Annotated in this window: 24 protein-coding genes; 2 read left to right on the top strand and 22 right to left on the bottom strand. The window is 38.6% G+C overall.

Going from position 1 to position 24,370, the window contains the following annotated elements:
• Window positions 1-53: 53 nt before the first annotated feature.
• The 3 genes from R2Q78_RS03110 to R2Q78_RS03120 all read right to left on the bottom strand — a co-directional run bounded on the left by R2Q78_RS03110 (window position 54) and on the right by R2Q78_RS03120 (window position 1,873).
• The gene (locus tag R2Q78_RS03110) at window positions 54-569 is read right to left on the bottom strand and encodes a peptidoglycan-binding protein (protein WP_316788779.1); all 516 of its coding nucleotides are present in this window, start codon (window positions 567-569) and stop codon (window positions 54-56) included.
• 92 nt (window positions 570-661) lie between these two features.
• Window positions 662-1,033, bottom strand: coding sequence for a hypothetical protein (locus R2Q78_RS03115; protein ID WP_316788781.1), 372 nt, complete (start codon window positions 1,031-1,033; stop codon window positions 662-664).
• A 195-nt stretch (window positions 1,034-1,228) separates the two neighbouring features.
• Window positions 1,229-1,873: a DUF6266 family protein gene (locus R2Q78_RS03120; RefSeq protein ID WP_316788783.1), complete on the bottom strand. Its 645-nt coding sequence runs from the start codon at window positions 1,871-1,873 to the stop codon at window positions 1,229-1,231.
• Window positions 1,874-2,103: 230 nt separating this feature from the next.
• On the opposite strand from R2Q78_RS03120, the gene R2Q78_RS03125 reads away from it, so the two are divergent.
• Both R2Q78_RS03125 and R2Q78_RS03130 read left to right on the top strand, forming a co-directional pair.
• Entirely contained in the window at window positions 2,104-3,069 is a 966-nt protein-coding gene (locus R2Q78_RS03125) for a peptidoglycan DD-metalloendopeptidase family protein (protein ID WP_316788785.1), read from the top strand.
• 280 nt (window positions 3,070-3,349) lie between these two features.
• Window positions 3,350-4,354, top strand: coding sequence for a type IV toxin-antitoxin system AbiEi family antitoxin (locus R2Q78_RS03130; RefSeq protein ID WP_316788787.1), 1,005 nt, complete (start codon window positions 3,350-3,352; stop codon window positions 4,352-4,354).
• A gap of 277 nt (window positions 4,355-4,631) precedes the next feature.
• Here the strand turns inward: R2Q78_RS03130 and R2Q78_RS03135 are convergent, their stop codons facing one another.
• From R2Q78_RS03135 to R2Q78_RS03225, 19 genes are all read right to left on the bottom strand, one after another.
• Window positions 4,632-5,837: a hypothetical protein gene (locus R2Q78_RS03135; protein WP_316788788.1), complete on the bottom strand. Its 1,206-nt coding sequence runs from the start codon at window positions 5,835-5,837 to the stop codon at window positions 4,632-4,634.
• 541 nt (window positions 5,838-6,378) lie between these two features.
• Window positions 6,379-6,672, bottom strand: coding sequence for a GIY-YIG nuclease family protein (locus tag R2Q78_RS03140; RefSeq protein WP_316788790.1), 294 nt, complete (start codon window positions 6,670-6,672; stop codon window positions 6,379-6,381).
• Between the two features lie 3 nt (window positions 6,673-6,675).
• The gene (locus R2Q78_RS03145) at window positions 6,676-7,041 is read right to left on the bottom strand and encodes a BRO family protein (protein ID WP_316788792.1); all 366 of its coding nucleotides are present in this window, start codon (window positions 7,039-7,041) and stop codon (window positions 6,676-6,678) included.
• Window positions 7,042-7,336: 295 nt separating this feature from the next.
• The gene (locus R2Q78_RS03150) at window positions 7,337-7,693 is read right to left on the bottom strand and encodes a hypothetical protein (RefSeq protein ID WP_316788794.1); all 357 of its coding nucleotides are present in this window, start codon (window positions 7,691-7,693) and stop codon (window positions 7,337-7,339) included.
• 228 nt (window positions 7,694-7,921) lie between these two features.
• Window positions 7,922-8,428 (bottom strand): hypothetical protein, encoded by a 507-nt coding sequence (locus tag R2Q78_RS03155; protein ID WP_316788796.1) that lies wholly within the window; start codon window positions 8,426-8,428, stop codon window positions 7,922-7,924.
• 4 nt (window positions 8,429-8,432) lie between these two features.
• Complete coding sequence (tnpB, locus tag R2Q78_RS03160; protein ID WP_316788797.1) at window positions 8,433-8,732, bottom strand: IS66 family insertion sequence element accessory protein TnpB; 300 nt, start codon at window positions 8,730-8,732, stop codon at window positions 8,433-8,435.
• 5 nt (window positions 8,733-8,737) lie between these two features.
• Window positions 8,738-9,232 (bottom strand): protein-disulfide reductase DsbD domain-containing protein, encoded by a 495-nt coding sequence (locus R2Q78_RS03165; protein ID WP_316788799.1) that lies wholly within the window; start codon window positions 9,230-9,232, stop codon window positions 8,738-8,740.
• Window positions 9,229-10,566, bottom strand: coding sequence for a TlpA disulfide reductase family protein (locus R2Q78_RS03170; protein WP_316788802.1), 1,338 nt, complete (start codon window positions 10,564-10,566; stop codon window positions 9,229-9,231). Before R2Q78_RS03170 ends, R2Q78_RS03165 begins: the two co-directional genes overlap by 4 nt.
• Before the next feature lie 4 nt (window positions 10,567-10,570).
• Complete coding sequence (locus tag R2Q78_RS03175; RefSeq protein WP_316788804.1) at window positions 10,571-11,998, bottom strand: trypsin-like peptidase domain-containing protein; 1,428 nt, start codon at window positions 11,996-11,998, stop codon at window positions 10,571-10,573.
• A 3-nt stretch (window positions 11,999-12,001) separates the two neighbouring features.
• The gene (locus tag R2Q78_RS03180) at window positions 12,002-13,054 is read right to left on the bottom strand and encodes a TlpA disulfide reductase family protein (protein ID WP_316788806.1); all 1,053 of its coding nucleotides are present in this window, start codon (window positions 13,052-13,054) and stop codon (window positions 12,002-12,004) included.
• Between the two features lie 17 nt (window positions 13,055-13,071).
• A complete protein-coding gene (locus R2Q78_RS03185) occupies window positions 13,072-14,373 on the bottom strand; it encodes a TlpA disulfide reductase family protein (RefSeq protein WP_316788808.1) in 1,302 nt (433 codons plus the stop codon).
• Between the two features lie 48 nt (window positions 14,374-14,421).
• Window positions 14,422-15,828 carry a RagB/SusD family nutrient uptake outer membrane protein gene (locus R2Q78_RS03190; RefSeq protein WP_316788810.1) on the bottom strand — a complete coding sequence of 469 codons (1,407 nt, stop codon included), beginning with the start codon at window positions 15,826-15,828 and terminating at the stop codon, window positions 14,422-14,424.
• Between the two features lie 4 nt (window positions 15,829-15,832).
• Complete coding sequence (locus R2Q78_RS03195) at window positions 15,833-19,495, bottom strand: SusC/RagA family TonB-linked outer membrane protein (protein WP_316788812.1); 3,663 nt, start codon at window positions 19,493-19,495, stop codon at window positions 15,833-15,835.
• A 241-nt stretch (window positions 19,496-19,736) separates the two neighbouring features.
• Window positions 19,737-21,020 (bottom strand): FecR family protein, encoded by a 1,284-nt coding sequence (locus R2Q78_RS03200; RefSeq protein ID WP_316788813.1) that lies wholly within the window; start codon window positions 21,018-21,020, stop codon window positions 19,737-19,739.
• A gap of 128 nt (window positions 21,021-21,148) precedes the next feature.
• Entirely contained in the window at window positions 21,149-21,982 is an 834-nt protein-coding gene (locus R2Q78_RS03205) for an ATP-binding protein (RefSeq protein ID WP_316788814.1), read from the bottom strand.
• 140 nt (window positions 21,983-22,122) lie between these two features.
• A complete protein-coding gene (locus R2Q78_RS03210) occupies window positions 22,123-22,605 on the bottom strand; it encodes an HAD domain-containing protein (protein WP_316788816.1) in 483 nt (160 codons plus the stop codon).
• A 13-nt stretch (window positions 22,606-22,618) separates the two neighbouring features.
• Window positions 22,619-22,873 carry a Txe/YoeB family addiction module toxin gene (locus R2Q78_RS03215; RefSeq protein WP_316788818.1) on the bottom strand — a complete coding sequence of 85 codons (255 nt, stop codon included), beginning with the start codon at window positions 22,871-22,873 and terminating at the stop codon, window positions 22,619-22,621.
• Window positions 22,870-23,124, bottom strand: coding sequence for a type II toxin-antitoxin system prevent-host-death family antitoxin (locus tag R2Q78_RS03220; protein WP_316788819.1), 255 nt, complete (start codon window positions 23,122-23,124; stop codon window positions 22,870-22,872). The genes R2Q78_RS03215 and R2Q78_RS03220 overlap by 4 nt, the downstream gene beginning before the upstream one ends.
• An 84-nt stretch (window positions 23,125-23,208) precedes the next feature.
• Window positions 23,209-23,799 (bottom strand): RNA polymerase sigma-70 factor, encoded by a 591-nt coding sequence (locus tag R2Q78_RS03225; RefSeq protein ID WP_316788821.1) that lies wholly within the window; start codon window positions 23,797-23,799, stop codon window positions 23,209-23,211.
• Window positions 23,800-24,370: the final 571 nt, after the last annotated feature.

The following is a 24,370-nucleotide window of genomic DNA, read 5'->3' on the forward strand; positions in this document are numbered from 1 at the left end:
CTGAGCATGAGCCGAATAATCTTCCTATTCGGCTCATGCATCAAAACACTTTATCATTCCAGCCAATCCGCAAAGCAATGGATCGTCCTCCTGTGCCTGATCCTCCGCCATACACCATCACCTTCCCGGCTTCCCTGTACATTCGTATTGGCCTCAATCCCGTTAATCCAATCACCCTTTAGGGACTCTACAATTCCGCAATGCCCAATCCTATTCAACTTCGTAAACCAAATCCCATAAACCAAACCCTGACCACCATACCTATGCTCCCTGTTTCTCTCTCCTCCCCGAGGAGAGATGGCTTTAGCCAGAGAGGAGACTAAGACCCTCCCCTTAGGAAACAATGCCGGAGACCATGCCGTCCGTGGCAGTGAGTATCCCGCTTGTCCAAACACCCAACTTACCCAGGCCGCGCAGTACGGCGCCGGCGATTTAATATTACAGTAAGCAAGATATTCAGCAATTCTCTCACCATCATTTCGCCCAGTTCTTTCCACCACACCAATTTCTTTTCTGGCGATTCCAATAATTGTTTCATATTCATTCTTTTTAAATTTCCTTATAAACATTTTGCTCGTCATCTCGACAGAGCGTAGCGACGAGAGATCTTTGTACCACGCAAACGACAAAGATCTCTCCTGTCGTCGAGATGACGAGGCCTCTACAACACCGCCAGTATAACCCCTACTGCTGCAAATACAAACAATGCAAACAGCCCAAAACAAACCTTTACTTGTTCCCATAATTCCAATTCATTAAACCTTAAAACTATACTGCCAATCAATGGCAACTCCAACACCACCAGTACCCGGCCAAGCAACCACCAGCAAACCGCTATAACCACTACAAAAGCCGCCAGTGCCAATACCAGCATCAATCCAATACTCTTTGCTATCTCTATCGAATTACCCTGCGGCAACTCAAACAACAGCGGCGCTGAATACCAAACCAGCAATACAATCACCAGCTGCAAAACCCGCTCTATAATTTTCCTCGTCGGCACCCAAGCCGACCTTAAATTCAATGTTTTCATAATTCTTTAATTTTTAATGTGTGGACTTTCCTCCTTAGACAGTGCCTCCATCAGGGCAGTGCAAGGTTGATTTAATTAGTTCGTTAGCAGAAAAAGACAGGTACCTCCGAGCGGGCATAGCACTTATTTGAGCTACGACAGTAGCGAAACTCATTGCAGCCCGCGAGGAGTGTACCATGTCTTTTTCAGAACTACTTATACAACCGTCACTGAACCAGCCCAGGCACTATCACTAACCAACTTACCATCAGCCGATACAAAGGCAATAAACCCTTGCACAACATCACCAAGAAAGTCTTCCGACAATTCCAGCTCATATTCCAATGCAGACCTGTCAACAACCCCGATCAGCATTTCATACAAACCCGTATTCTTACCATACAGAATTATAGTCGCCTTGTCAGTAGGTTCCCCATTTGTACTACCGGTTTTCAATGTCCAGGTAAAGGATACATTACCCCCCGCTACTGAAGCAAGTTCAGGATGATAAGCCCCATCCAATAAACCCTGACTCAATACCACTTTCTGATAATCCAACGTCAGCAATGGATATGTTCCTGTTACCACACCCAGCTTTGAATTCACTTTCACACAAGCATTCATCGGCGACATTTCCGAATCATAATCTTTAAAACCAATTTTTATAAACTGGTTTAACTCAGCTAGCCAGTCGACTAAATACCCGAACTTATTGCGCTGTGCCAGCTGCAATACCGATGGTGGTCTGTTAGATTTTGCCGGCCGCATCGAAAAGACATTCTTACCTTTTACCCTGCGACCAACGTTGTTTCCCGTCCTGCCGATGAGGTCATAGTACGGACCTCCTGTTAATTTTCCCATGTTTTCTAATTTTTTAAATGTTTAATAATCTGTTAAGTCTCCTTGCAAGTCAACAGTACAAACATCCAAAATCAGGAACGCGAAAGGGGGTGGAGAGGTGGACTCCACCCCCTATCCACCCCCTCTTGAATTGCTCAAAAAGCAGGAAAATATTTTTAATTATTTTTTTAAGCGTTCTGCCCTATGTAAGTTTTTAATAACTTATACAACTAATGCCTTAAATGAAAAACATGAAGAAACCGTTCATCACCCTCCTGCTGTCCTTAACTATTGGTTTTGCTTATGCTCAAACTGAAAACCCTGAAAGTAAATATGCAGTTAGCAAGTTCAAGAATTACTATAATGCCAATCAGCCCGACAGTATATTTTCAATATTATCTGCCAGTGCAAAGGTCAATTTACCTCTAGAAAAAACCAGGGCTTTTCTAAACCAACTGAGAACCAACTTTGGCGACCTGAACGCAATGACCTTCCAGGAGTACCATGATGGTTTTGGAGTGTACAAATCAGAATTCCAAAAAGCTGTGATAGCCCTTAATATAGCTGTAGACAACAATAGGGAGATCATTGGGTTATATGCAAAACCTTATGAAGAACCGGCAGGAGCCGCAAAAAGAAACATTACGCCAATGAGTTTACCTTTTAAAGGAGAATGGACAGTATTCTGGGGTGGCGACACCAAAGAAACCAATTACCATGTTGTTTCTAAATTTCAAAAGAATGCATTCGACATTGTAATCCAAAACGCAGCAGGTAAAAGTTTCAAAACCACAGGAAAAACAAATGAAGATTATTATGCTTTCGGCCAGCAGCTTTTTGCACCCTGCGATGCCGAAGTAGTGCTTTCAGTTGATGGAATTAAAGACAATATACCGGGCGTCGTAAATCCCATGTATGTTTTAGGTAACTCTGTACTACTCAAAACCAGAAACAATGAGTATATCCTCTTTGCACATTTCAAGCAAAACTCTGTTAAAGTAAAACAAGGTGATCTGGTAAAACGCGGACAATTTTTAGGCCTTTGTGGCAACTCCGGTAATTCATCTGAAGCACACTTGCATTTTCACATTCAGGATAAAGAAGATTTCACCATGGCCACGGGTATAAAGTGTTACTTTGACAAGCTTAAAGTAAACGGTACTGCCGAAACAGAATATTCACCTATTAAAGGTGACAAAGTGAGCCTCGGAAATTAAAAAGCAGGATATATTTAGCAACTTTCACTTTTGTTAAAAACAGTTTCATCTGAAATTCCAATATTCTGAATCAGGTCATCCTACTCACGTCATCTCGAACGAGGTACGAGGAGAGATCTTTGTCGCCTGCAACCTTAAAAGATCTCTTCCCTAGGCTATAGTCGATATATCCAAAACACTATTGGTTAGGTGGATAAATATTTGAACAATAATTGACAACATCAAATTTGTTCGCTATATTTGAATGTTCGCGTTTCGCAAACAAACAAAATAAACGAACATGGATACTCAAAAAATAGATAACATTTTAGATCATCTGACAGACATCTTACCTGGAAATATTGAGTTCAAGGTACTACCAGCTCCCAATCAATTTACGTTTGATGCTGTCTGTGTAAGTATCCCTAAAATAGAAAAAAAATTTACCGCTGAATATAAAGCAGAGCCACGACTGATCCATTTGCCATATTTCAAAGCCAGAAATCATGATTCAGGCCCAATTCTGGTAATTGCCAATCACATCAGCAACCCTGTAAAAGAAGAACTCCGGAAAGCAAAAATTAATTATGTTGATGCCGCGGGTAATATATGTATAGATGATGCACCTATTCTAATCTATACTGATGGATTAAAAAGAAAGCAATTGAAAGAAACGAATAAAAATCGTGCTTTCACCAAAACCGGATTAAAAGTCGTGTTTGCATTCTTAGAAGATCCACAGCTAATGAACCTACCTTACAGAGTTATTGCGGATGACCTTAAGGTGGCTTTAGATACGGTCCACAATGTGATAAATGGACTCAAAGAAATGGGGTTCATTATCCGCATAAGCGATAAAAAAAATAAACTGATCAACTTAAAGCAATTGTTAGACCGCTGGATTCAGGAATATGATGTCAGACTCAAACCAGATTTGTTCATAGGAAATTTTCGTTTTGTAAGCAAGATAGCATTAGATAGCTGGAAGGAATTGAAACTTAATGCCCCGGCTTTGCAATGGGGCGGCGAACCGGCCGGTGCTCTAATTACCAACTATCTGCGTCCGGGCGAGTTGATTTTATATACCAGCCAAACAAAGCTGGAAGTGATGAAGGAATTAAAGCTTCTACCTGATCCCAAGGGAAATATTAAACTATACAAGAAATTTTGGCGCGATAGCGAGCCGGAGAAACAATATGTACCTGAAATATTAGCTTACGCTGACTTGATAAACCACGGTGATTCAAGAAACGCAGAAACAGCACAAAGAATATATGAGCAACATTTACAAAATAGATTTGATTAAAATCAAACAGGAAAACTTACAAGAGGTTTTTATTTTCCTGGAAGAACAGTTATCCCAATTAGATATCGATTTTTATTTAATCGGAGCTATCGCGAAAGACATGTGGATGTCCGGAGACCGGACTTACTCACGGTCTCCAAATAGACGTTCACTAACACCAAATTGTATAATTTATCTCTGAACCACGTCATCTCGAACGAGGCACGAGGAGAGATCTTTGTCGCCTGCAACCTTAAAAGATCTCTCCTGAGGTCGAGATGACGAACCTCTCCGCCCTTTACTTCATAAAATCATTCCTCAGCAAATCCAGCATCCGTTCCAATATCCCTTCAATAGCATCACAGACCTTTGGCTTCGGTCTCCTGTTATTATCCAGACTTTTCAACGAAATCTCTTCAGTACCCACTGTGGTCACATTCGCTGCGAAGAAACCCATGGTAGCTTTCATCTTACCCTTCTCTACAGGGAATACGCCCGTGCGGATAAACAGTTCTATAAATAGAGCCAGCTGGCTTACCGACAAACTCAGCGGCAATTTAAAATCAAACTTCTCCGCCCTTTCCTTAAAGTTCTGTACCGGCTCAGCGCCATGCCCCTTATGAAACTCCGACAAGTAAACCAGCTCACCGGCGATGTAATGCTCCAGCAATTCCTTTACACCCGGCCTGCCAGGCTTATAAAACACATTAGGCTTAGTGTCTATTGGTTTAATCTCCTTCCGGTACCAGTTGAACCGCAGGGCCTGCTCCTTCACCGTCTTAAAATCATCAATCTCCACGGCGATGAATTTCCTGCACCAGGTAAAGAAAGTACTCTTGTTGAAGTTCAGGTAAATCAGCTCTACAATGACCTTACGGTTCCAGTCCTTTACCTTATTGCTCCGGAGTACCTTTAGCAAACTTGCCATTACCAATTTGGCGTACTTCTGCTCCAGGTAACTACAGCTCTCCAAAGCACAATGATTGGAAACATAACTCAGGATCAGATCCTGCAACAAAACATCCACATCCTTAGAGCGTAGCTTAGCCTGCAATACATTCCGGTCCTCCATCAGCTGTCTGGCAGAGGTAATGCGAAAACTATCCGGCACAGGCAAACCCAGGTCAAAATACCGGTCCAGTTCCTTTTCGATATAGTTCAGAATAGTTTTTAAACCTGCTTTCAGGCAAAAATACACCTTCACACAATCATCACATCCCTTGATATTGCTAAAATCCGTGTCAGGCTTTACAAACGCATACGCCTGATCCAATAGACTCGTCGCCGACCGTACATGCAACTGAATATACCTTTCCAGGTGATGTTCATCATAATCACCACACAGCACATTCTTAACGGTGTCGATGATCCTGCAAGTTTCATTTTCAATGACCAGCCTCAGCTCATCTACAGTTTTTGTCTTTATTGTTTTCTCAATGTTTTTAGGATGAAGGTCAGTCTTTAACATCCCCTCAAAAAGCGTCAATTCAAATTTTGCACTCATAAATTAGATAAAATAAAAAATTAGTCATACCCGCATGTATCACATCTCGTTTCTTAATTATCCCCTATTATATTTCCCATTTTTTTGTCATCCAGCACTTGTCCCGAACTCGCTTCGGGAGCATCGCCCTTGTCATCCAGAGCATCGCGAAGGATCCCAATTTCTTGCACAAACTCTCAATTTTTTGACTTGGCTTAACCCAGCCGATATACCGCTCTCAAAAGTATAACGAACTGGAACCAACCGAGCCCTTCAAAGCGAGCTCAACGCAGTTAAACCTTATCCTATTATACAATCCCATCAGGTGCCAAAAAGCACCTGATGGGATCATTCAATAAATAGTTGTTGAGTTTAGCCTAGGCTATAGACATATTGTTACTCCAATTTTTTTTTCTGCTTGGCAGGTGGCAAGAAATTCTCCTCAGATATTACCTTCTTACCAGTCTTAGCTTCAAGAGCCAGCCTGGCGTCCTTTGCTATTTTACCACCCTTTTTTCCTGCGCTACGTCATCCTGAATTTATTTCAGGATCTCCGCAGTCGCTATTCCAAGTCGTCAAACAAATCTTTCCAGTTTGGATTTAAACTTTTGATCAGGTTTATTTTCCATGATTTTCGCCAATTCTTTAACTGCTTTTCTTTAGCGATGGCCTCTTCGATTGAACTAAACTGCTCAAAATAAACAAGCTTGTCACAATTATACTTGGCCGTAAAAGAATCAGGGTAGTGCTTTTCTTTATGTTCCTTAATCCTAAAATATAAATCTGAAGTAACTCCAATGTAGAACACTGTGTGATATTTATTAGTTAGTAGGTATATACAACCACCTCTTTCCATATCCTAGGCTGCACATCTTGCATGCATAAGCGGAGATCCTGAAATAAATTCAGGATGACGTGCTGAATATTTAAATGGCTCAGCTTTAGGTGAGGGGACGGATTGAATTAATCTTAATAACTGCTCAGTATCTGCTACATCTGTCATCCTCATCTTCCCATCAGCAGCCACCATCTTCAACCCGTGACAATTCGTCACGGTTTCATTTCCTTCCTTTTTTAGTCTTTCTTTTAGTTTCCTCCAATAAGCTAAAGGATCTACACTTTCCGTCAATGTTCCAACCACATCAACAATAGAAAAATACCATTTCTGGTCAGTTTCGCTCCATTCAGAGCGGATTCGCTTGCTTTCAAACAGTTTGATATCCATATTATAAATATTAAGAGCTAAGTTACCCAACTTTTAATCCAGTAAACCACAAAATATCCGGTTAATTTATTCCGGGCTTCAACTCAACAACAATTCAAAGAACTTCTTTCCCTTCATCCGAAAGGCCTGATGCTATCACAGCGCCATTTTTTTGTCATCCAGCACTTGTCCCGAACTCGCTTCGGGAGCATCGCTCTTGTCATCCAGAGCATTGCTCTTGTCATCCAGAGCATCGCGAAGGATCTCAATTCCTTGCACTAATTCTCAAATTTCTGATTTGGCTTAGCCCAGCTCATTACTCCTCAATCAGCAAATCCCAGATAAACCCGCCCAATCTCTGCAATGCGTCACAAACGGCGTTCAACCGCTTCTTTTCTCTGTAATCAGCACTTTCACACATTCCATTGATCCTTTCCAGGCAACCGGCAATTCCTTCAGCATATAATTTCAGCTGTGTCCTGCTGCTTTCAGGATACAATGTCATTGCAATTTCCATATCCATGCGCATATCAAAGCAAGACAATTGCAGATACATCTCCGTGTACTCATCATCATACCTACCATTAGCAATACTCGAAATTGTTTCCCGAAAATACCTCAAATTACGTTTCCTGCCTTTCGCCAGCTCTATAGGCACCAGTATCAATCTCATAACAATTCTTTAATGTCTATTCTATTCGTCATATTTTTACAGCCTGTGCTGAACTTGTTTCAGTATCATCCTGAGTTCCTTTATCATCCAGAGCCCTTTGTCATCCAGAGCATCGCGAAGGATCTAAAAAAAGGCGTTGGGAGAGCTTTGATCAACAATCTCACTCTTTTAAGTTTAAATTATAACTCCCCCAAACACCTTTTATACCCCCTTAGGTAGATCATTTTCTTATTTTGCGTTGCTAAACTTGTTCCGGCATTCATGTACCGCATAGAGCAATCCCTCCCTACTGTTCAGATAATCCACATAATCTTTTTCACTCTCCAGTTCTTTACATTCATCATAGAAATGATCTTGCAGACTATGAATCACCATTTCGAAATTCTCGTCATCATCCGATTCATAAAGCCTGAGCTGAAAAGTCAGTTCCATATCCAGATCAAGAATGTTTATATAAATCGGATAGTGGCGGGTAAACAAATCATCGACCTCATATTGTTCCAGTTCTGATCTGCTCAGCGCTACGTTTCCTTTGTAGTCCTCCGCATTATATACCTTGTATAGCTCACAAGTCCTGTTGCCCGCAAGCTTCAGTATTTTTGATGCCCTGACCATGTTATTTTCGGTAGCGCTGAGGACAATACCGTCCTTTGTTTTAAATTCCTTCTCAACTTGTAAAAACTGAATTACTTTGTAAATAAAGGGTTCTATGCCCCTTTTGCTTTTGTTCTTCATAAGTTTACATCAACCCCAACTCCCTAATCTCCTCCTTAATCCCCTTAGCATCTTCATCATATACTGATATCATGCTGGCACTCTGGTGATCCTTCGTCAGTATTTTAATCGTATTCTGATTTTTGATACAGAAGCAATACGCTTCCTCGGGATTTAACTCCTGACCGGTAGCTTCTTTTACCAACTTGGTCAGGCCTGGCACACCCAGCCTTCTGTCAACTTCTTTTTTATAAACCCGCAGTCCCCTATCCCCAATAAAAGTCTTAAACAAGAAATTGTTGCTTAGTTTAATTAGTTTGTTCATAGTTCTTATTTTAATTCAACACTAAATTCTATTTCCTCAACCGGGAGACACTGGTGCGCATCACAGACCATAAATGCTACTGTTCCTTGCAGTATCACTTCTCTCTCCCTTTGGGAGAGATCCCCCTTGTGGGGAGAGAGGGCATTCTTCAGTTTTACCACCTGCACAAAATCTACTTTGTCCTTATAATACCACACATCTACTCCAAAAGCTTCTTCATGCACTTTATGCATTTCACCTACTTCTTTCACCTTTCCGCCCAGCAGCACCAAAGGATTTGGTTTAAACTTAACCACAGTCGCCACTGGCCCATCCTCAGGTGTACTTTGGCTGTAGGTTTTCCAACCCTTATCAATCATAGCCGTCATATGTACCTCATATATTCCAGCCTTCCCTTTTACCGGTACGCCGCTAAAAGTCCATTTTACTGGTTTCAATATCTGGGCTTGCGTTACTACAGCTAAGATTAGGAAAAAAATGATTAATTTGCTCCTTTTCATAGCCTGGCATTGCTTACAACAATACAATCCACTATTCTTTGTTCTTCCTTCAACCCCAATCCATATTTTTTAAAGCCAGCCCTTACTAAATTCACATCATCTAACTTGGTGTCAAATTTGATATCAACATTGAATTTATAATTGGTTTCGTCAATTATTTTTACTGGCTCTTGCCTCCTTGATAAGTCGGCTTCGACTTGCTCGATCACTGTTTTCATAGGAAAATTTGTATAAAGAGTTCCTTTATTATAACCATTGCTCTTATAATCTTTTAAAAAACCTGCACCTCCCTTTGTTTTAATTCTATCAACACTATCCAACCTGTATAATACAAGACAGTTGGTTAATTGCTTATTAATTTTAATATCAACTCGAAAAAATCGTTGAACATCTTCTTTCATACAAGCCAAAACATAATCTCTGGTGTAAGTAACACTTTCAGGCAAACTCAATTCATAACAATAAGTATTACTCTTTCTCCATTCATCATAACTATCATCATCATTTGGCAATAAGTATTTCTTTAGATCCTCAGTTTCAAAAACAAGCTTAGCGTGTTGCGCTGTCTCGTCGTTACGCCAATGAATTAAGAAGTCCATAAGTGTACTATTAATGATCTTTATCCCGGGTCTTATTGGCCCTTCATTAATTTCAGATGCTTCACCATAATCCAAACGGCCCGTAAACAAGGAATGATATGCTAGATTTTTCAAATTCTGACCATTCCCTTGTACCAGCATTGAAGTGTCATTAGGATACATTCGTTGAATCGAATTTTTAGGCTTTTGCATAATAAAATCCAGAGCTTTTCCATCTATAAATTCCTGAATGTGTTTTTCTGTACTATTGACAGAGTTCGTTATTGCCCTAATAATGCCCTCACGATCTATCCATACATGTGTTGGGTAAGAATCTGCAAGATTATGGATGAACAAGGTATCTGCCTGCAACGCCAACGGAAGTGTTGTAATATCTCTCAAAATTGAAGATGTCTTTTTCAATTTTTTGTAGTCAGATATATTGTTCATTCCAAGCGCGATAATTTGAATTTCATTCCCAAACTTTCGTTGCAAAAGCTGCATTTTCGGCATTCCTTGAATACAAGCGCCACATTGCACATGCCACAAGTCAAGAATTACCGGTTTCCCAGCAAAATCTGAAAGTCTGGCCTTGCCACCCGGATAATTAACCATTGTATGGAATAATAAATCAGGCATTTTCGAACCAACATGCAATAAGGCACCGTATTTTTCTTGCCCGGCTACACTATATGTTGCACCGACAATTATCAATCCCATGATTGCGAGCAATCGAAATAATTTACACTTTCTCATATTATCATTTCTTAAATTCAATTAACTTCTTAAGTTCACTTACCGGAATCCCCACCTTCATACCTCCACCATCGATTCTTGATACCGTCCCAACTACATTACCAAACTCGTCCACAATTGGTCCGCCACTGCTACCTACATTAAAATCAGCGGTAATACTCATTATATTACATGACTTACGAGCCAATACTGAAGTAGTATACCCTGTCACGAAACCTGAAGAAAACTGATAGAATTTCCCTCGTGGATGACCCATTACATGGATTTTTGTCTCTTTAGTCACAACATTTCCCAATGGCAACGTAACGAGTTTATCCCCTTTTGTATCTACCTGAAAAACCATCAAATCATCACTTTCAGAACTAGACAATACTTTTATCACCGGGTAACTTTTACCTTCAACAGTCATTACAGAAAAAGACGAATAAGGATTCTCTGCGTACTCCTCGCCAACATGATAATTCGTAACGCAAATTCCCCTTCCATCAATTACATAAGCAGTAGTAGCATTTATTTGTATCAAAGCAGTATCGCTTGGCTTATAAGCCAAGTTTACTATTAAAGTTCCTCGCTCTAGTTTTCTAATAAGCTGACGTTCAGTAAGCTTACCACTTAGCATAGGATCACGTTCGATGTTTATTTTCACCATACGGTTATTCCGAAGCTCTTCAAGAACTGTTAATGTCGTTATACAAGGTAAGCCTTCTGTACCACTTTTTAATTTTGCAATTAACTCCGGAACTCTGGCAGCATCAACTATTTGTTTTTCCAAGATTTTTCCATAGTGACTATCTTTTGCATTTAGTGATAACCGATCATATAACGGCTTCTTTATATCAGCAGGAACAACCTTTTTTTCAGAAGTAAAAGTCCAATTAGCAAGCATCTGTGGCAAATAGTAAGAATCAGGCATTTGGTCCATAACTGCATACATACCTTTAATACTATACATCAAAATGGTATCTAGATATGCTGTTCTCTTTGGGTGCCTAACAGCAAAATCCTCATCCCATATTTTATTCTGAATCTTTTTAGCACGTTCAAAATCTTCATGCGTTTTTGACCCTGCAACAATCACGTTCGGCCATTTTTTCAGCTCACCTTTAATTTTTACATCATTTGCTCCATCTAAGTATAAGTTCAAATTCTCCACAAATTCTGTTTGAACACATATCATGTAAAAATCAGGATAATCAATAGGGAGCCTAACATTTCTAAACTTAAACCCTTCATTAGAACTAACGCATCTCGAAATCGTATCGATCTTTCCATATTTTTTAAAAATCATGCAAAGTTTGCTGCCGGCTTTCAAACCATCAATATTGCCTTCGATTGTGAAATATTTTCTTGCCTGAGCTTGCATTTGAAGGCTCGTCAATAAGCAGATTATCATTAAATTAAATGCAAGTCCTATGTTGCTCTTTACTTTCATATCCTATTTCCCTTTTTCTTCTTTAAAAAGCATTTCAATTATTTCATACAAATTGTGACTGAAATACTTACCGGGATATTTTTGAGTTAGTTCAATTGAACTATTAAGCTCCGATTGAACTATATTACCATTTTCGTCAATCAATATGTACGATGGAACCGCAACTGATCCTAAAGTATTCTTTAAAATTCCTTTTTGATCCAGAACATGAATCCATGATGAGCCATCTTCTTTTACTGCATTCTTCCAATCAACTGCTATCTTGTCAATTGATACACCAATGATATTAAAGCCTTGTTTATTAAATTCATCGTATACTTTTTTCATTTCCGGAATAGCCTCCCTGCAAGGTTTGCACCAGCTCGCCCATATGTCAATTAATGTATATTTGGAGTTTTTTATGGCTTGATATATTGATATAATTTTACCATCAATGTTTTCTACATTGAAGTCCGGTAGTTTTTTGTACTTAGTTAGATTTACCTTTTCTTTAACTTTCAACCCCCAAAAGCTGTTTTTAGCATCTTCAGATAATTTCAGATACATATCTTCAATATTGCTCGAGTTTACAATGATATAAGGAGTAAATAATGAATTAAGATGTGAAAGGATAAATTCATCTACCATAGCAGTCATTTGTTCAGGATTAGTTCTTCCTTTTAAATCCTTAAAAGCTAACCAGGTATCCTGTGCTTCAGAGCTTTTTAAGATTAAATTTCTAAAATCATCCAATTTCCCACTAACAGTTAACTTTTTATTCATCAGCCATAAGGCATTACTGAATTCCTTTGATACATTGGAATCGAGTTTAATGAAATAGAAATTTGCTCCCCCTTTTACAATTCCTGTAAATGTAAATTTTGATCCCCTAGACTTTATCTTTGAAATAGTATCTATACCACTACCACCTTCATTGTTTTTTAAAAGATACACTGTTGTTAAGTCATTTAATCCCAAAATATCCCCACTTAATTCAAAGCCTTGAGATTTTTGTGCATGACTTGAGTAACTAGCAAATACTATAAGTACTACCAGTAAATAATTCCAATATTTCATAGTTTCTATTTTAATTGTTAGTTTTTATTTTTAAAATGATCTTCCACAAGCCTTTCAAGGCCACCTTTTGAGAATAGCAAATCCCCATTGTAGTGAATTAGTCTTCCGCTCTCATCCAGCAACATTAATTGAGGCACACCAACAAACCCATAAGTTTCCCAAATGATATTTTTCTTTTCCCCAGGTGTTCTCTCTAAGTAAATCATTGGCCAGTTGGCCCCAACTTTATTATAAACTTCCTTGATTTTGTCCTTTTCATTTTTGTAGATTTCTTCACCGCTACTATTTTTCCCCACTATAAAGCAGGCAGAAATCACCTCAAACCCCTTAGACTTATATTGTTGATAAACCCTTGCTATTTCCGGCATTTTAGCAATACAGCCAGAACAGCCTAATGTCCAGAAATCCACCAGTACCAGCTTTCCCCTATAATCCTTCAAATTGAATGCACTACCCTTATAGGTTTTAGCTACCATCTGCAAGGGTTCTTCCTGAAGCTTCAGTAGTGTTTTCATTTGCGTAGAGAACCTTTTGAAAACCATTGATTCCGAATGTTCAAACAAATCAATGATCAATTTCAAGTCGTCTTCGTTTAAGCCGTAGTCATCTTTTTGTTGAAAAAAACTACTAGCCATGCTCATTAATAATCTTGAAGAAATATTTTGATTGGCATCTTTCAGATTAGGTATATACTTGTTAACGAAATAATTTGCTTTCTCGAACCAATCCTTAAAATCTGGCTTATCAGAAACTTTAGCTCTCCAATGGTACTTTAAAGGATAATCTAATTCACTATGCAATAACTCCTCCTTATCCTTATCTGTCACTTCCGTAGATGTTAAGAATTCATTTCTAAATTTAACATATTGAGATTTCCATATGTCTCTTGCTACCGTATCGATACTTACAACTCCATTATTTTTCCTTATTTGGCCCATCATTCTTGCTCCCTCTGATATGTCCGCAAAGTACCGCGGAGGATAATATACTGTGGTCATTTTAAACCATTCAAAGCGCCTGGGATCTGTTGGAAACTTTTCCCAAAACACGATACCCCATTCTCTCAGATATCTGGCAAACAGCTCATAAGAAATCTCTTGTTTAAAATAAAATTGTCTTAATAAGTCTGCTTCAGACTTAGCATATATTGGAACTTCATTAATTGTATCAATGGCTTTTCCTTGAAAACTACCCCAAGGAATGAAACTTGGCATTGTTTTCCAAAACTCATCTGCTTCAGTCGTGGATCCTTCTTTGGTTTGAGAGAATCCTTGGGTACAGGAAAGCACCAGAATTAACATTAATTCTATTTTTTTCATTTGTATGTTAGCTTTTATTATAAAATATTTGGAATTTTGCCACCTGGTCTATTCCCAGCCCGGATTCTGTTTAATTTCTGAGCGTTCCACCGCCTCTTTTGGAAAAGGAAAAGTATAACCGCTGCTATTGGGCTCTAAGGTATACTCTTTTCCAGCTATAGTTCTTTTTAAGGTTACTGCAAACCGTGGATCTTGGTTTAGACGTCGCAAGTCTGTCCATCTTAAGCCCCTTAAGATTAACTCTTTTCTTCTTTCGACAAATATCTTTCTCAAAGCATCAGTCTCATCAGTCGCCGTTTGATCAACATACTTGCTAGTCCCATCAATGTTTTTTGCCCATCTTTTTCGCAATAGGTCATTCAAATCCTTCATAGCACCACCTATATCCCCTTTGCGAGCTTTACATTCTGCGCTAATCAGATAAATTTCATCTGTTGCTATTCCGGTAAACATAAAAGTTCTACTTGGGGAGTAATCTCCTTTAAAGATTATACCTGAGGCCGTTATTCTAAAAAATTGTTTCTTTCTCAAATCGTTATCATCATAGCTGTCAAACAATTCTTGAGTAATAAGATACTGCGTATTCAGGTAAGCGCCAACCAGGATGCTTTGAAAAAAAGTAGTTTCAATATTAACACCAATAACATTCGAAGATGGATTAAGTGAATTATAATCTAACAGTTCATTTTTCAAGGTTAGGTATTCATTTGCATAATGAAGTGCATTCGTATAATCTCCCATTGTCAGATATACCCTGGATAACAATCCATATGCTGCAGGTTTAGATCCACGTGTTAGATAAGATGAAACAATCGGCAAATCATTTACGGCTACTTTCAAGTCATAAATAATTTGCTCATATGTTTGTTTAACACTTGCCCGTTTAGAAACCTCAGTATTATCGGTATTTAAACGTAATGGCACCCCTAAATCCTGATCTGCCGTCGCTACAGTATAAGGCACTGCAAATGTTTGGGACAAGTCGTAGTAATGTCTTGCTCTTGTAAATAAGGCCTGAGCACGTACATGCTTAAATTCGCTATTATCATTGCTGCCCTGCTTTACCTCCAAAATTACATTGCACCTAAATATTTGAGCATAATGACCGGCATATTTAACTGTATAATCTTCCATGTTGTTGAATGATTCTATCTTAGACCAAGTGTAAGCATTTTGAATACGTAAATAATCTGGATTAAAACCTTGATAAACTTGATCAGAATAGTGATGTGCGTCAGCGGCCACCTCATTCAATTCAAAACAATAATTGGAGTATATAAGTCGATCATCTAAAATTGCTTGCATATCAACAACTGTTGTTGGAATGGCTTGTTGTTTATCCGCTTTAACATCAAGCCAGTCCTTTTTACATCCCTGAGTCAAGCACATTAGTATTATCAAACATAAGAAAGAAGGTATTCTTGTGCTTATCACATTATTAAATTTCGTTCTCATTTTCCTAAAAATTTAAATTTAAACCAAATGCTACCTCAACAGGCTTAGGAATATTAAAATTTCCAATTACACGCGCGTCAAGACCTTTATCATTTTCAGTCCATAACATTCCCAAATTATTTGCATTAATGAAAAATTGAGCATCCCGGAATAATTTGCTCGATGTTTTTGATACCAGCTGATAGGACAATCTGGCATCTTGTAAATAGAGATAATCTCCTCGTTCAACCAGCACCTCAGAATTCGAGTAGAATAGATATCGCGAATCAAGATTATATGAAGGCACATTTGTAGCTAATTCATCTCCGGGTTTTTGCCAGCGCTTAGCATAGTCGCCATGACCCGACCAGTAATCCTGTACTCTATTATAATCTATAGATCGACTTCTAAAGTAGAACCCCAAACCGTACACACAATTGAAAGACAATGTAATATGTTTATAGGACACTGTGTTTATTATATTTCCAAATACAGAAGGATTAGCTCTGCCATGATATACTAAATCATTCGGCTTAACATTAGGTTTGTTATTTACGTCATAACCTAAGACAGTGGCAAAAGGTACTTTCTCACCATTTATAAAACCCATTGGATCACCACTTTCTGGATTTAGGCCAGCCCATTTATAACTATAAATACTATTGAGTGGTTTGCCTATAATCGGATATCCACCTAGATAGGTAGTTCCATATTCAAGTATTGTTGGATCCAGATAATAATCAGATACTTTATCAGTATTATAACTAATAGATAAATTAGTTTGAAAACTAACTTTTTTACTTAACCATACTCCTTGCAAGTTAAAATCAAAACCTTTTCCCTTTAGACTCGATGTATTGCCTCTATACTCGCTTACACCAATTGATGGGTCTGCTAATACCGTTCCTATTAAATTTTTGGCATGCTTCACATAATACTCTAGACTTCCACTAATTCTATTACCAACTAGGCCAAAATCAAGACCAAAATTCATAATGCCAACCTTCTCCCAGGTTAATCCAGGATTACCGGCAATAACTGTTGCTGGAAGCGGTGGAGAACTGGATGTAGGGTTGGAGGGAAATCCATATCGAATAATAGGTAAAGTATTAATACTATTATCCAAATTACCATTGTAGCCGTATGATGCTCTTAATTTAAGCATAGAAAACATACTTGGGGCAAAAAAGTTTTCACGCATTATATCCCAACTGGCTCCCAACGACCATAAAGGAGAAAATCGCCGGTTAGCTTTTACACCAAAATAATTACTTCCATCAATACGAACACTCCCACTAAGAGCATATCGGTTCTTATAAGTATATGCCAAATTGCCATAATAACTCAAAAACCTATTGAGTGTCCCTCTCAGCGTCTTCTGATCCCCTATTCTTTGAGGATTTAATTCAGGTCTCACAGCATATTCATTTACGAAATCCATACTGGTTGCATAACCTAGTGTATTAGGATCGTAACCGTATAATCTATTCATATTTGATTGAAAATCTCTTTGGCTAGCATCGACACCAGTTATTGCAGAAATATTATGGCTATTAAATGTTTTGTTCACATTAATTTGCCCTCTAAGATTATAAGTTGCTTGTATATTATTGGTAATGTCCAATATTCCTCCCAGTGGGACTGGATATTGCGGTACTCCCTGAGAATTTAAAAACATAAACCGATTAATGTGGTCCCTTGTGAAATAGGAGTCAATAGTATGGTGATTATCATTATTGATTAGAGATCGTTCATACTGCCCGCTTAGATTGATTTCTATTCCTGGAAGAATGATATATTTTATCCCGCCACCAAAACGAGAGGTGAAATTTTCATTTGTATTATCACTATTTTTTATTTCATTAAGAGGTTTATAATTCCAATCCAGTAATCCCCGAGTGCTAAGCGTATCCAAATAAGCGCTACGATAACCAGCACCAGTACGAAGAACGCGTAGAGAATTCCCTTCCACATCGGCCAATTGTAAATATGGGCCAGTAAAAAAATTGGTTCCGCCTGGAAAATAATGAGCAGGGTCCACCGACGAAATACTACTTTTTCCCTGTGTGTAATTGATATAAGTATTTAACTCTAAATTCTTGATTGGACGGTAAGTATTTTTAAAATATAATGTCAGCCTCGTATTGTCATTACCCATAGTACCTTCTAGATTCCTATCTAATCCTATTGAACCATAATAGCTCATTTTTTCATTCCCACCAGAAACATTTAGGTTATACTGTTGATTTACTGCAGGCCGCAATAAATATTTTAGAACATCATTACGGAGATCATTTTGAGCAAGTTTTTGTAGTTGTGCATTTGCATCACTCTCCAAAATATCACCACGTCGTTGAGCTAATAATATTTCAATAACCGGAGATAGAACTGGATAAGTATTAAAAGAGGGGTATTGATCATCATAAGGATTGTAGACACCTGTGGCAAACAGATTCTTTTCGAAATCAATTACGTCGGCCGATGACATTATGTTGGCTTTAAAAAGATCTGGTCGTTGAATAATGTTAATGCTGCTATTAAATTGCAGAGAAGTTTGCTGATTAAACCGGCCACTTTTGGTAGTGATTACTATTACTCCATTTGCTGATCGAGCACCCCAGATAGAAGCTGCTGCTGCATCTCTCAATATCGTGATCGATTCCACATCGTTTGGATTTAAATTCTGAAGTGTATTTGTTGCGAAGGCTTGTCCTTGTTCCTCATATGGAAAGCCATCAACAACAATCAAAGGGCGTCTATTAGCATTTATCGTGCTTATTCCCCGAATACTGATGTCGGATTCATTATCACCATCTCCAGTCCCATTCAAACCCTTTCTTAAACTACTAGTCAAATAGGCAATTCGATCTAATATCCCAGTTGAAACAGTACGATTCAGGGTTTTATTATCAATTTGCACAAACGAACCAGTAGCCCGCTCTTTCGGGATATTTTGATATCCTGTGTTATAAGTAACCTTCACTTCCTCCAACTCCCCGGTAGCCACATTCAACTTAATCTCCAAAGGTATAACCGCATCCTTCAAGCTGATTTCCAATTGTTTATAACCCACATACCTGATCACCAACACCCCATCATCCGGCACATTTGCCATCACAAACTCACCCTTCACATCCGTCTTCACCGTCCTACTCGAACCCTTCAGCACCACCGTCGCCCCCTCCAAAGGCTTACCTCCCTCATCCAAAACCCTCCCGCGGACATCAACAAAAGTAAAAGCAGACTTAGGTAAATCCAGAAAACTGGGCGTTTTACGTTTTACAATTATCGTATTATCCTTTATTTCATAAGTTAAAGCCTGTTCCTCAAAAATTTTATCCAGGCCATCTGTCAACGGCACATTGTTAATATTTATAGTAACATTTTTAGTTTGGTCCAGCACATCGCTGGCAAATAAGATCTCATATCCGATTTGTGATTTTATCTTTCTTAAAACCTGTTCAAGCGAGCTGTTCTTTTCAGACAAAGTAATTCTCTGCGCAAGCGAACTTGCACTAACCTGCATCAGACAGGCAAAAAATATGACTACGACTAGGTTCATAACAAGTAATAGTTTTTTTATAGCGTTATGGCTTCTCAGCTGAAAAAGCTTCGAGGTCATAATCAATAATATTTTAGGCGGCAGGCCAAAATAGCGCAGCACACCCGGTTTCAAAGTATAATTCATATCTTTGATAGTTGAGTTAATGATAAACGGTTCACAAATTGTTTCGTCCCTTTGGGACAGGTTGACTCAACTCTTGCCGGATAGTGTTCGAAGCATTATTCGGCTTTGTTATATAAGTCACCCCTCTGATGTAGGCTATTCCCGCTTTTGTAAGTTTCTTTTCATCTGGTTAGTTTAGTTAATTATCCCCTTGGTTAATTGATATAATGAGGGTTGGTTAGACCCCGATGATTTGATTTAATTATTTACTGATATAAATTTTTCTTCCTTCAACTTTAAATTTCAGTTCATCTGTTGATTCCAACATCTTGATCACACTTGATATATTTTCATACCTGGAAACTGCACCTGTAAATTTCACCTGGTCTGCACCATTCTGGTAAACTGGTTCTATATTATACCATCGTGCTATCTTTTTCATAATTACCCCCATCTCCTCACGGTTAAAGCTAAACTTACCTTCCTTCCAGGCCACCGCTTCACTTACTTCAACCTCTTTTACGGTTATCCGGTTGGAACCGGTTACTGTTGCTTGCTCATTTGGTTTTAAGATTATGCTACTCTCTCCTCCCTGCCCGTCATGTCGACGTAAGGAGAGATCTTTTCCGTTTGTATAGTTCAAAGATCTCTCGTCGCTACGCTTCCCTCGAGATGACGATGAAGCCAGGAATGAAGCGACGCGCACAGACCCTTCTAACAAAGTCGTCTTAATCGCTCCTTCATCCCTATAAGCATTTATATTAAAGTGCGTACCCAGTACTGTCACTTCCTGCCCATTGCTTTCTACAATAAACGGTCGTCTCTTATTCTTAGCCACCTCAAAGTAGGCTTCGCCGGTCAGCTCAACCTTTCGGGACTCTGTCCCCGAAAAGTCGGAAGGGATTGTTAATGTGCTGACGGCATTAAGCCATACCTTGGTGCCATCCGGCAATGTGAATATATATGTCTGGCCTTTGGTGGTGCTGGCCGTCATCTCGACAGAGCGCAGCGACGAGAGATCTTTCGTTTCGCTCGAGATGACGGTATTATCATTATAAGCTAACTTATCATCCCCTATCACTACTCCAGTCTTCTCATCGCTCAATTGAATTACTTTACCATTAGCAAGTGTAATCGTCGCACCGTTTTTGCCCGGCGCAATATCATTCACCACCACGCCTTTGTCATCCAGAGCATCGCGAAGGATCTCACCTTTATAGTTAAAAAACCAAACCCCAAACACAACCATCGCCACTGCTGCTGCTACCGCCGCAACCCTTGGCCACAACCTTACCGGCTTACGTTCATCCAGCTCACTTATTCTTGATTTCACATTTGTCAGCGCCAGTTCGGTATTAAACTGTTCCATTTCAATCAAGGCCGCAGCCAGACTTTCATGTGCCACAATCCGGTTAAACACCTCCACATGATTTTCATCTTCCTTAAGCCATGCATCAAGCTGATTCTGCTCTTCAGCATCAAGCGCATCCGTAAGATGTTTGGCAATCAGCCTTCCTATTCCAAATGTACTTTCAATGCTTGTCATACCCTTTTTTTAATCCCGATTTAATATAGAAACGGTACCAACCAAACAAATCTCTAAAGGATTGTAAAAAAAATATTGATTGTTGCCATCGTTCAACTGTTATTCAGTCACTACTCTTAGATATTTACTCACTCCACTGGCTTAGTAAATATTTTCTGATCTCTATAACTTAGCTTATTCAAAAAGCCATTAGGCGCTTCCCTAAACTCCAATTTCATGGTAGGGTAAGTCAATATTTCCTTCCTTATTCTTAAAAAACCACTTCCATACTTCTCTATATCGCCTGTTAGGTAAAATGCCTCAGCTATCAGCTTATTACGGGCATGAGCCTTATAATCATCTCTTTTCAAGTCCTCAACAGTTAAACTACCTGCCAATCCGCCGGGATTATAAAATTCAACATAGTTATCAAATAAACATATCTGCACGTCTATCGGGCTTAGGTAATTTCTATGTATCAAACAGTTTATGGCCATTTCCCTCAAAGCTGGTAAAGGATATTCAAAGATCTCCGTTCGTTGTGTAGGCATACCCTTTATTTCAAAAGCAACCTTAATTTGTGAGATCAAGTATCTCATTATAGTCTCGACCATATCAAACAAAGTTCCGTTATGCATTTTATCATCTATGATATGAGAAGGGGTTTTGAACCTACCTAAGTAAATGTTATAACCTGTACCTTCTTTATTAAACAGCAGCCATGCAGCGTTTGTTACCAATTGCCCTTTAATAAGGCTCAGTTTTTCCAGGCTTTCTAAAACACTCCCCTCCAAAACAAATCTTCCGGTTTCATTTACTTTTTCGATAAAGCGTTCAATCTTCTTAAAATCCAAATCTGCCAGTGTTATCCCATGCGCAGGATAAGAATCCCATGATGTCTCAATAGTAGATAATTCTATATCCACCCCGGAAAACCTGCTTTTAAATTCAGTTTTATTATCTTCTCTGATTGATTGGCTCATAGCTTTATTTCAAGCATCATTTGAGATGCAAAACAAAGCTCCACACTTTCAAGCAAAAAGACCAAGTTAATTAGAAAAAAAATATTTACAATTATCTGATTATCAATACAATATACTGAATTTATACCCAAAAAATTGTGTCAAAACTTACCACCACCTACTTTATGGTGCTTTAACTTATCTATAGCATCCTGTGCCAGTTCATCAGTCAGCCCTATTGAAGGACTGGTCAGCACTAAATTTTCTTTTATAAAACCAGGCAATCCATTCAGCATTTTATCATCATCAATGATGACAAACTCTTCAACATCGCTATCTTTTCTCTTATTAAACCATGTGACTATTTCATCCTTTCGGTCATACATGATTTTACTATTGCTTAGCTTTTCTATACCACGGATTTGAACACCCCTATGGTTAAATATAGCCTTCCACTTTGCTATGCTATATTTTGATTTATGAGAAGTTGTTAAAATAACTTTAGCATTCGTCTCGGTAATGATCCTGTTAAGTGCATTCACAGCTTTATCACTAAACACAGGAAAACCATCCTCATGAAACTCAGGTCTTCTCCATGAATTTGCAGGAACCATAACACCGTCAATGTCTAACAAGATTAGCATGCTCTTAAAATAATCAATAATGATACCTGCACTGCAAAATAACGATCGATTGATCATCCACTCTATAAACCAGGCGATGCTCTAGATTTATTCTTCTGGACCACCATCCCGACAAACTATGCTTAAGCATTTCTGGTTTACCCTGGCCTTCGTAAGGCGTTCTTTCAATTTCTTTGATTAAAGTATTTATCTTTTTTAAGATTGATTTATCAGTTTGTTGCCAGTACAGATAATCTTCCCAGGCAACACTTTGAAATACAATTCTCATTCTTCAATTAACGATCTTTCCTCTCCTTTGCCTTTTTTGTATTCTTCAATCCCTTCCATAAGCCTTGAAGCATTTTTAGGACTTTTCAATAAATGAAATGTTTCCATCATACTTTCATAGTCAGACTTAGAAAGCACGACAACATCTTCTCCATTTGTCCTGCTAACGTATAATGGGTTTTGATCTAAAAACACCTTATCTAAAAAGCTTTTTAAATGTTGTCTAAAATTAGAGTATGTTGTAATCTCCATGATATCATTCATAAAATGTATTCAAAGTTAAATAAAAAAAAATACTTGTACAATAACCTGTACAATCATCAAAATCTAATTCCCTCACCAGTCGTTTTGAAACAAAAGCACCAAAGTCGCCAGCCCCCTGGCACTTAGCATTTTCCTGAGCAACAATATCCCTCTTGCCTTTTGATTATTGACAGTACTTACCGTAATCTGCATAGCCTCCGCAATTTCTTTCCCGCTCATGCCCTGCTCATAACTCATCCTCATAATATTCCGGCACTGTTCAGGAAGCATCGCTATGGCCTGACTGATCTCCATCAATACCTCCGCCTGTATAACGTGCTCTTCCACACCCTGCTCCAGATGTTCCTGCTGCATATACCAGTTCGTATCCCTGTTCAATTTCCGTTGCTCACTTTCCGCACCATCCAGGCAGGCATTCTTAATGCTGATGTACAAAAAGGCTTTTACTGAATTAAAATTATCAAAATCACCATGCCGCTGCCACAATTTAACCATTGTATCCTGCACCACCTCCTCCGCCAATCCCGCAACATGAACATACCGCCTGGCAAAGAAACACAAGGCCGGATAAAATTTCCGGAACAAACGGTCAAATGCCAGCTCATCCCCCTGCTTTAGCAAAGCAACCAGTTCCTGATCAGTATATGCGCTATAAACAGCCATGACGTATTACCCCCGTTATCTTAAAGTTAAGCAATTTCTCATACAAATATTATATAAGTTATTGCACATAAACCAACTAAAAGAAAAATAAATTCATAGTTTTTATTGCTAAAAGGAATTAGAAGGGATTCTTCCAACTCTAGTAATAACACGGTCATCATCCTGACCTCGAAGAAGCTGCGAAGCAAATTTATTTCATGATCTTAGCCTGTGCTGAACTTGTTTCAGTACACACGTCATTCAAACCTATTCAAATGCGATACTGACCACGCAGTAGCTGCGGAGCAAAATAACCACGGAGTGCTCATAAAGACAAAGATCAATAAGCACTACCGAATAATTCAGAATGGCGAGAACACCATTCAAAATGCCGCTCAGAAAATCAACATATTAAACTGTATATCAAATATTTAAATAAAATAAATTTGTTTTGAAAATGTGGTTTTTATAAATAATCTGAAGGAGATTTGCCTACACTAATTCTTATTATTTATGACAAAAGCACGTTTCATTGATCCGCTTACGGATTATGCACTATTCCCGTCATCTCGACGGCAGGAGAGATCTTTGT

The organism is Pedobacter frigoris (genome assembly GCF_032678645.1).
Lineage (GTDB): Bacteria > Bacteroidota > Bacteroidia > Sphingobacteriales > Sphingobacteriaceae > Pedobacter > Pedobacter frigoris_A.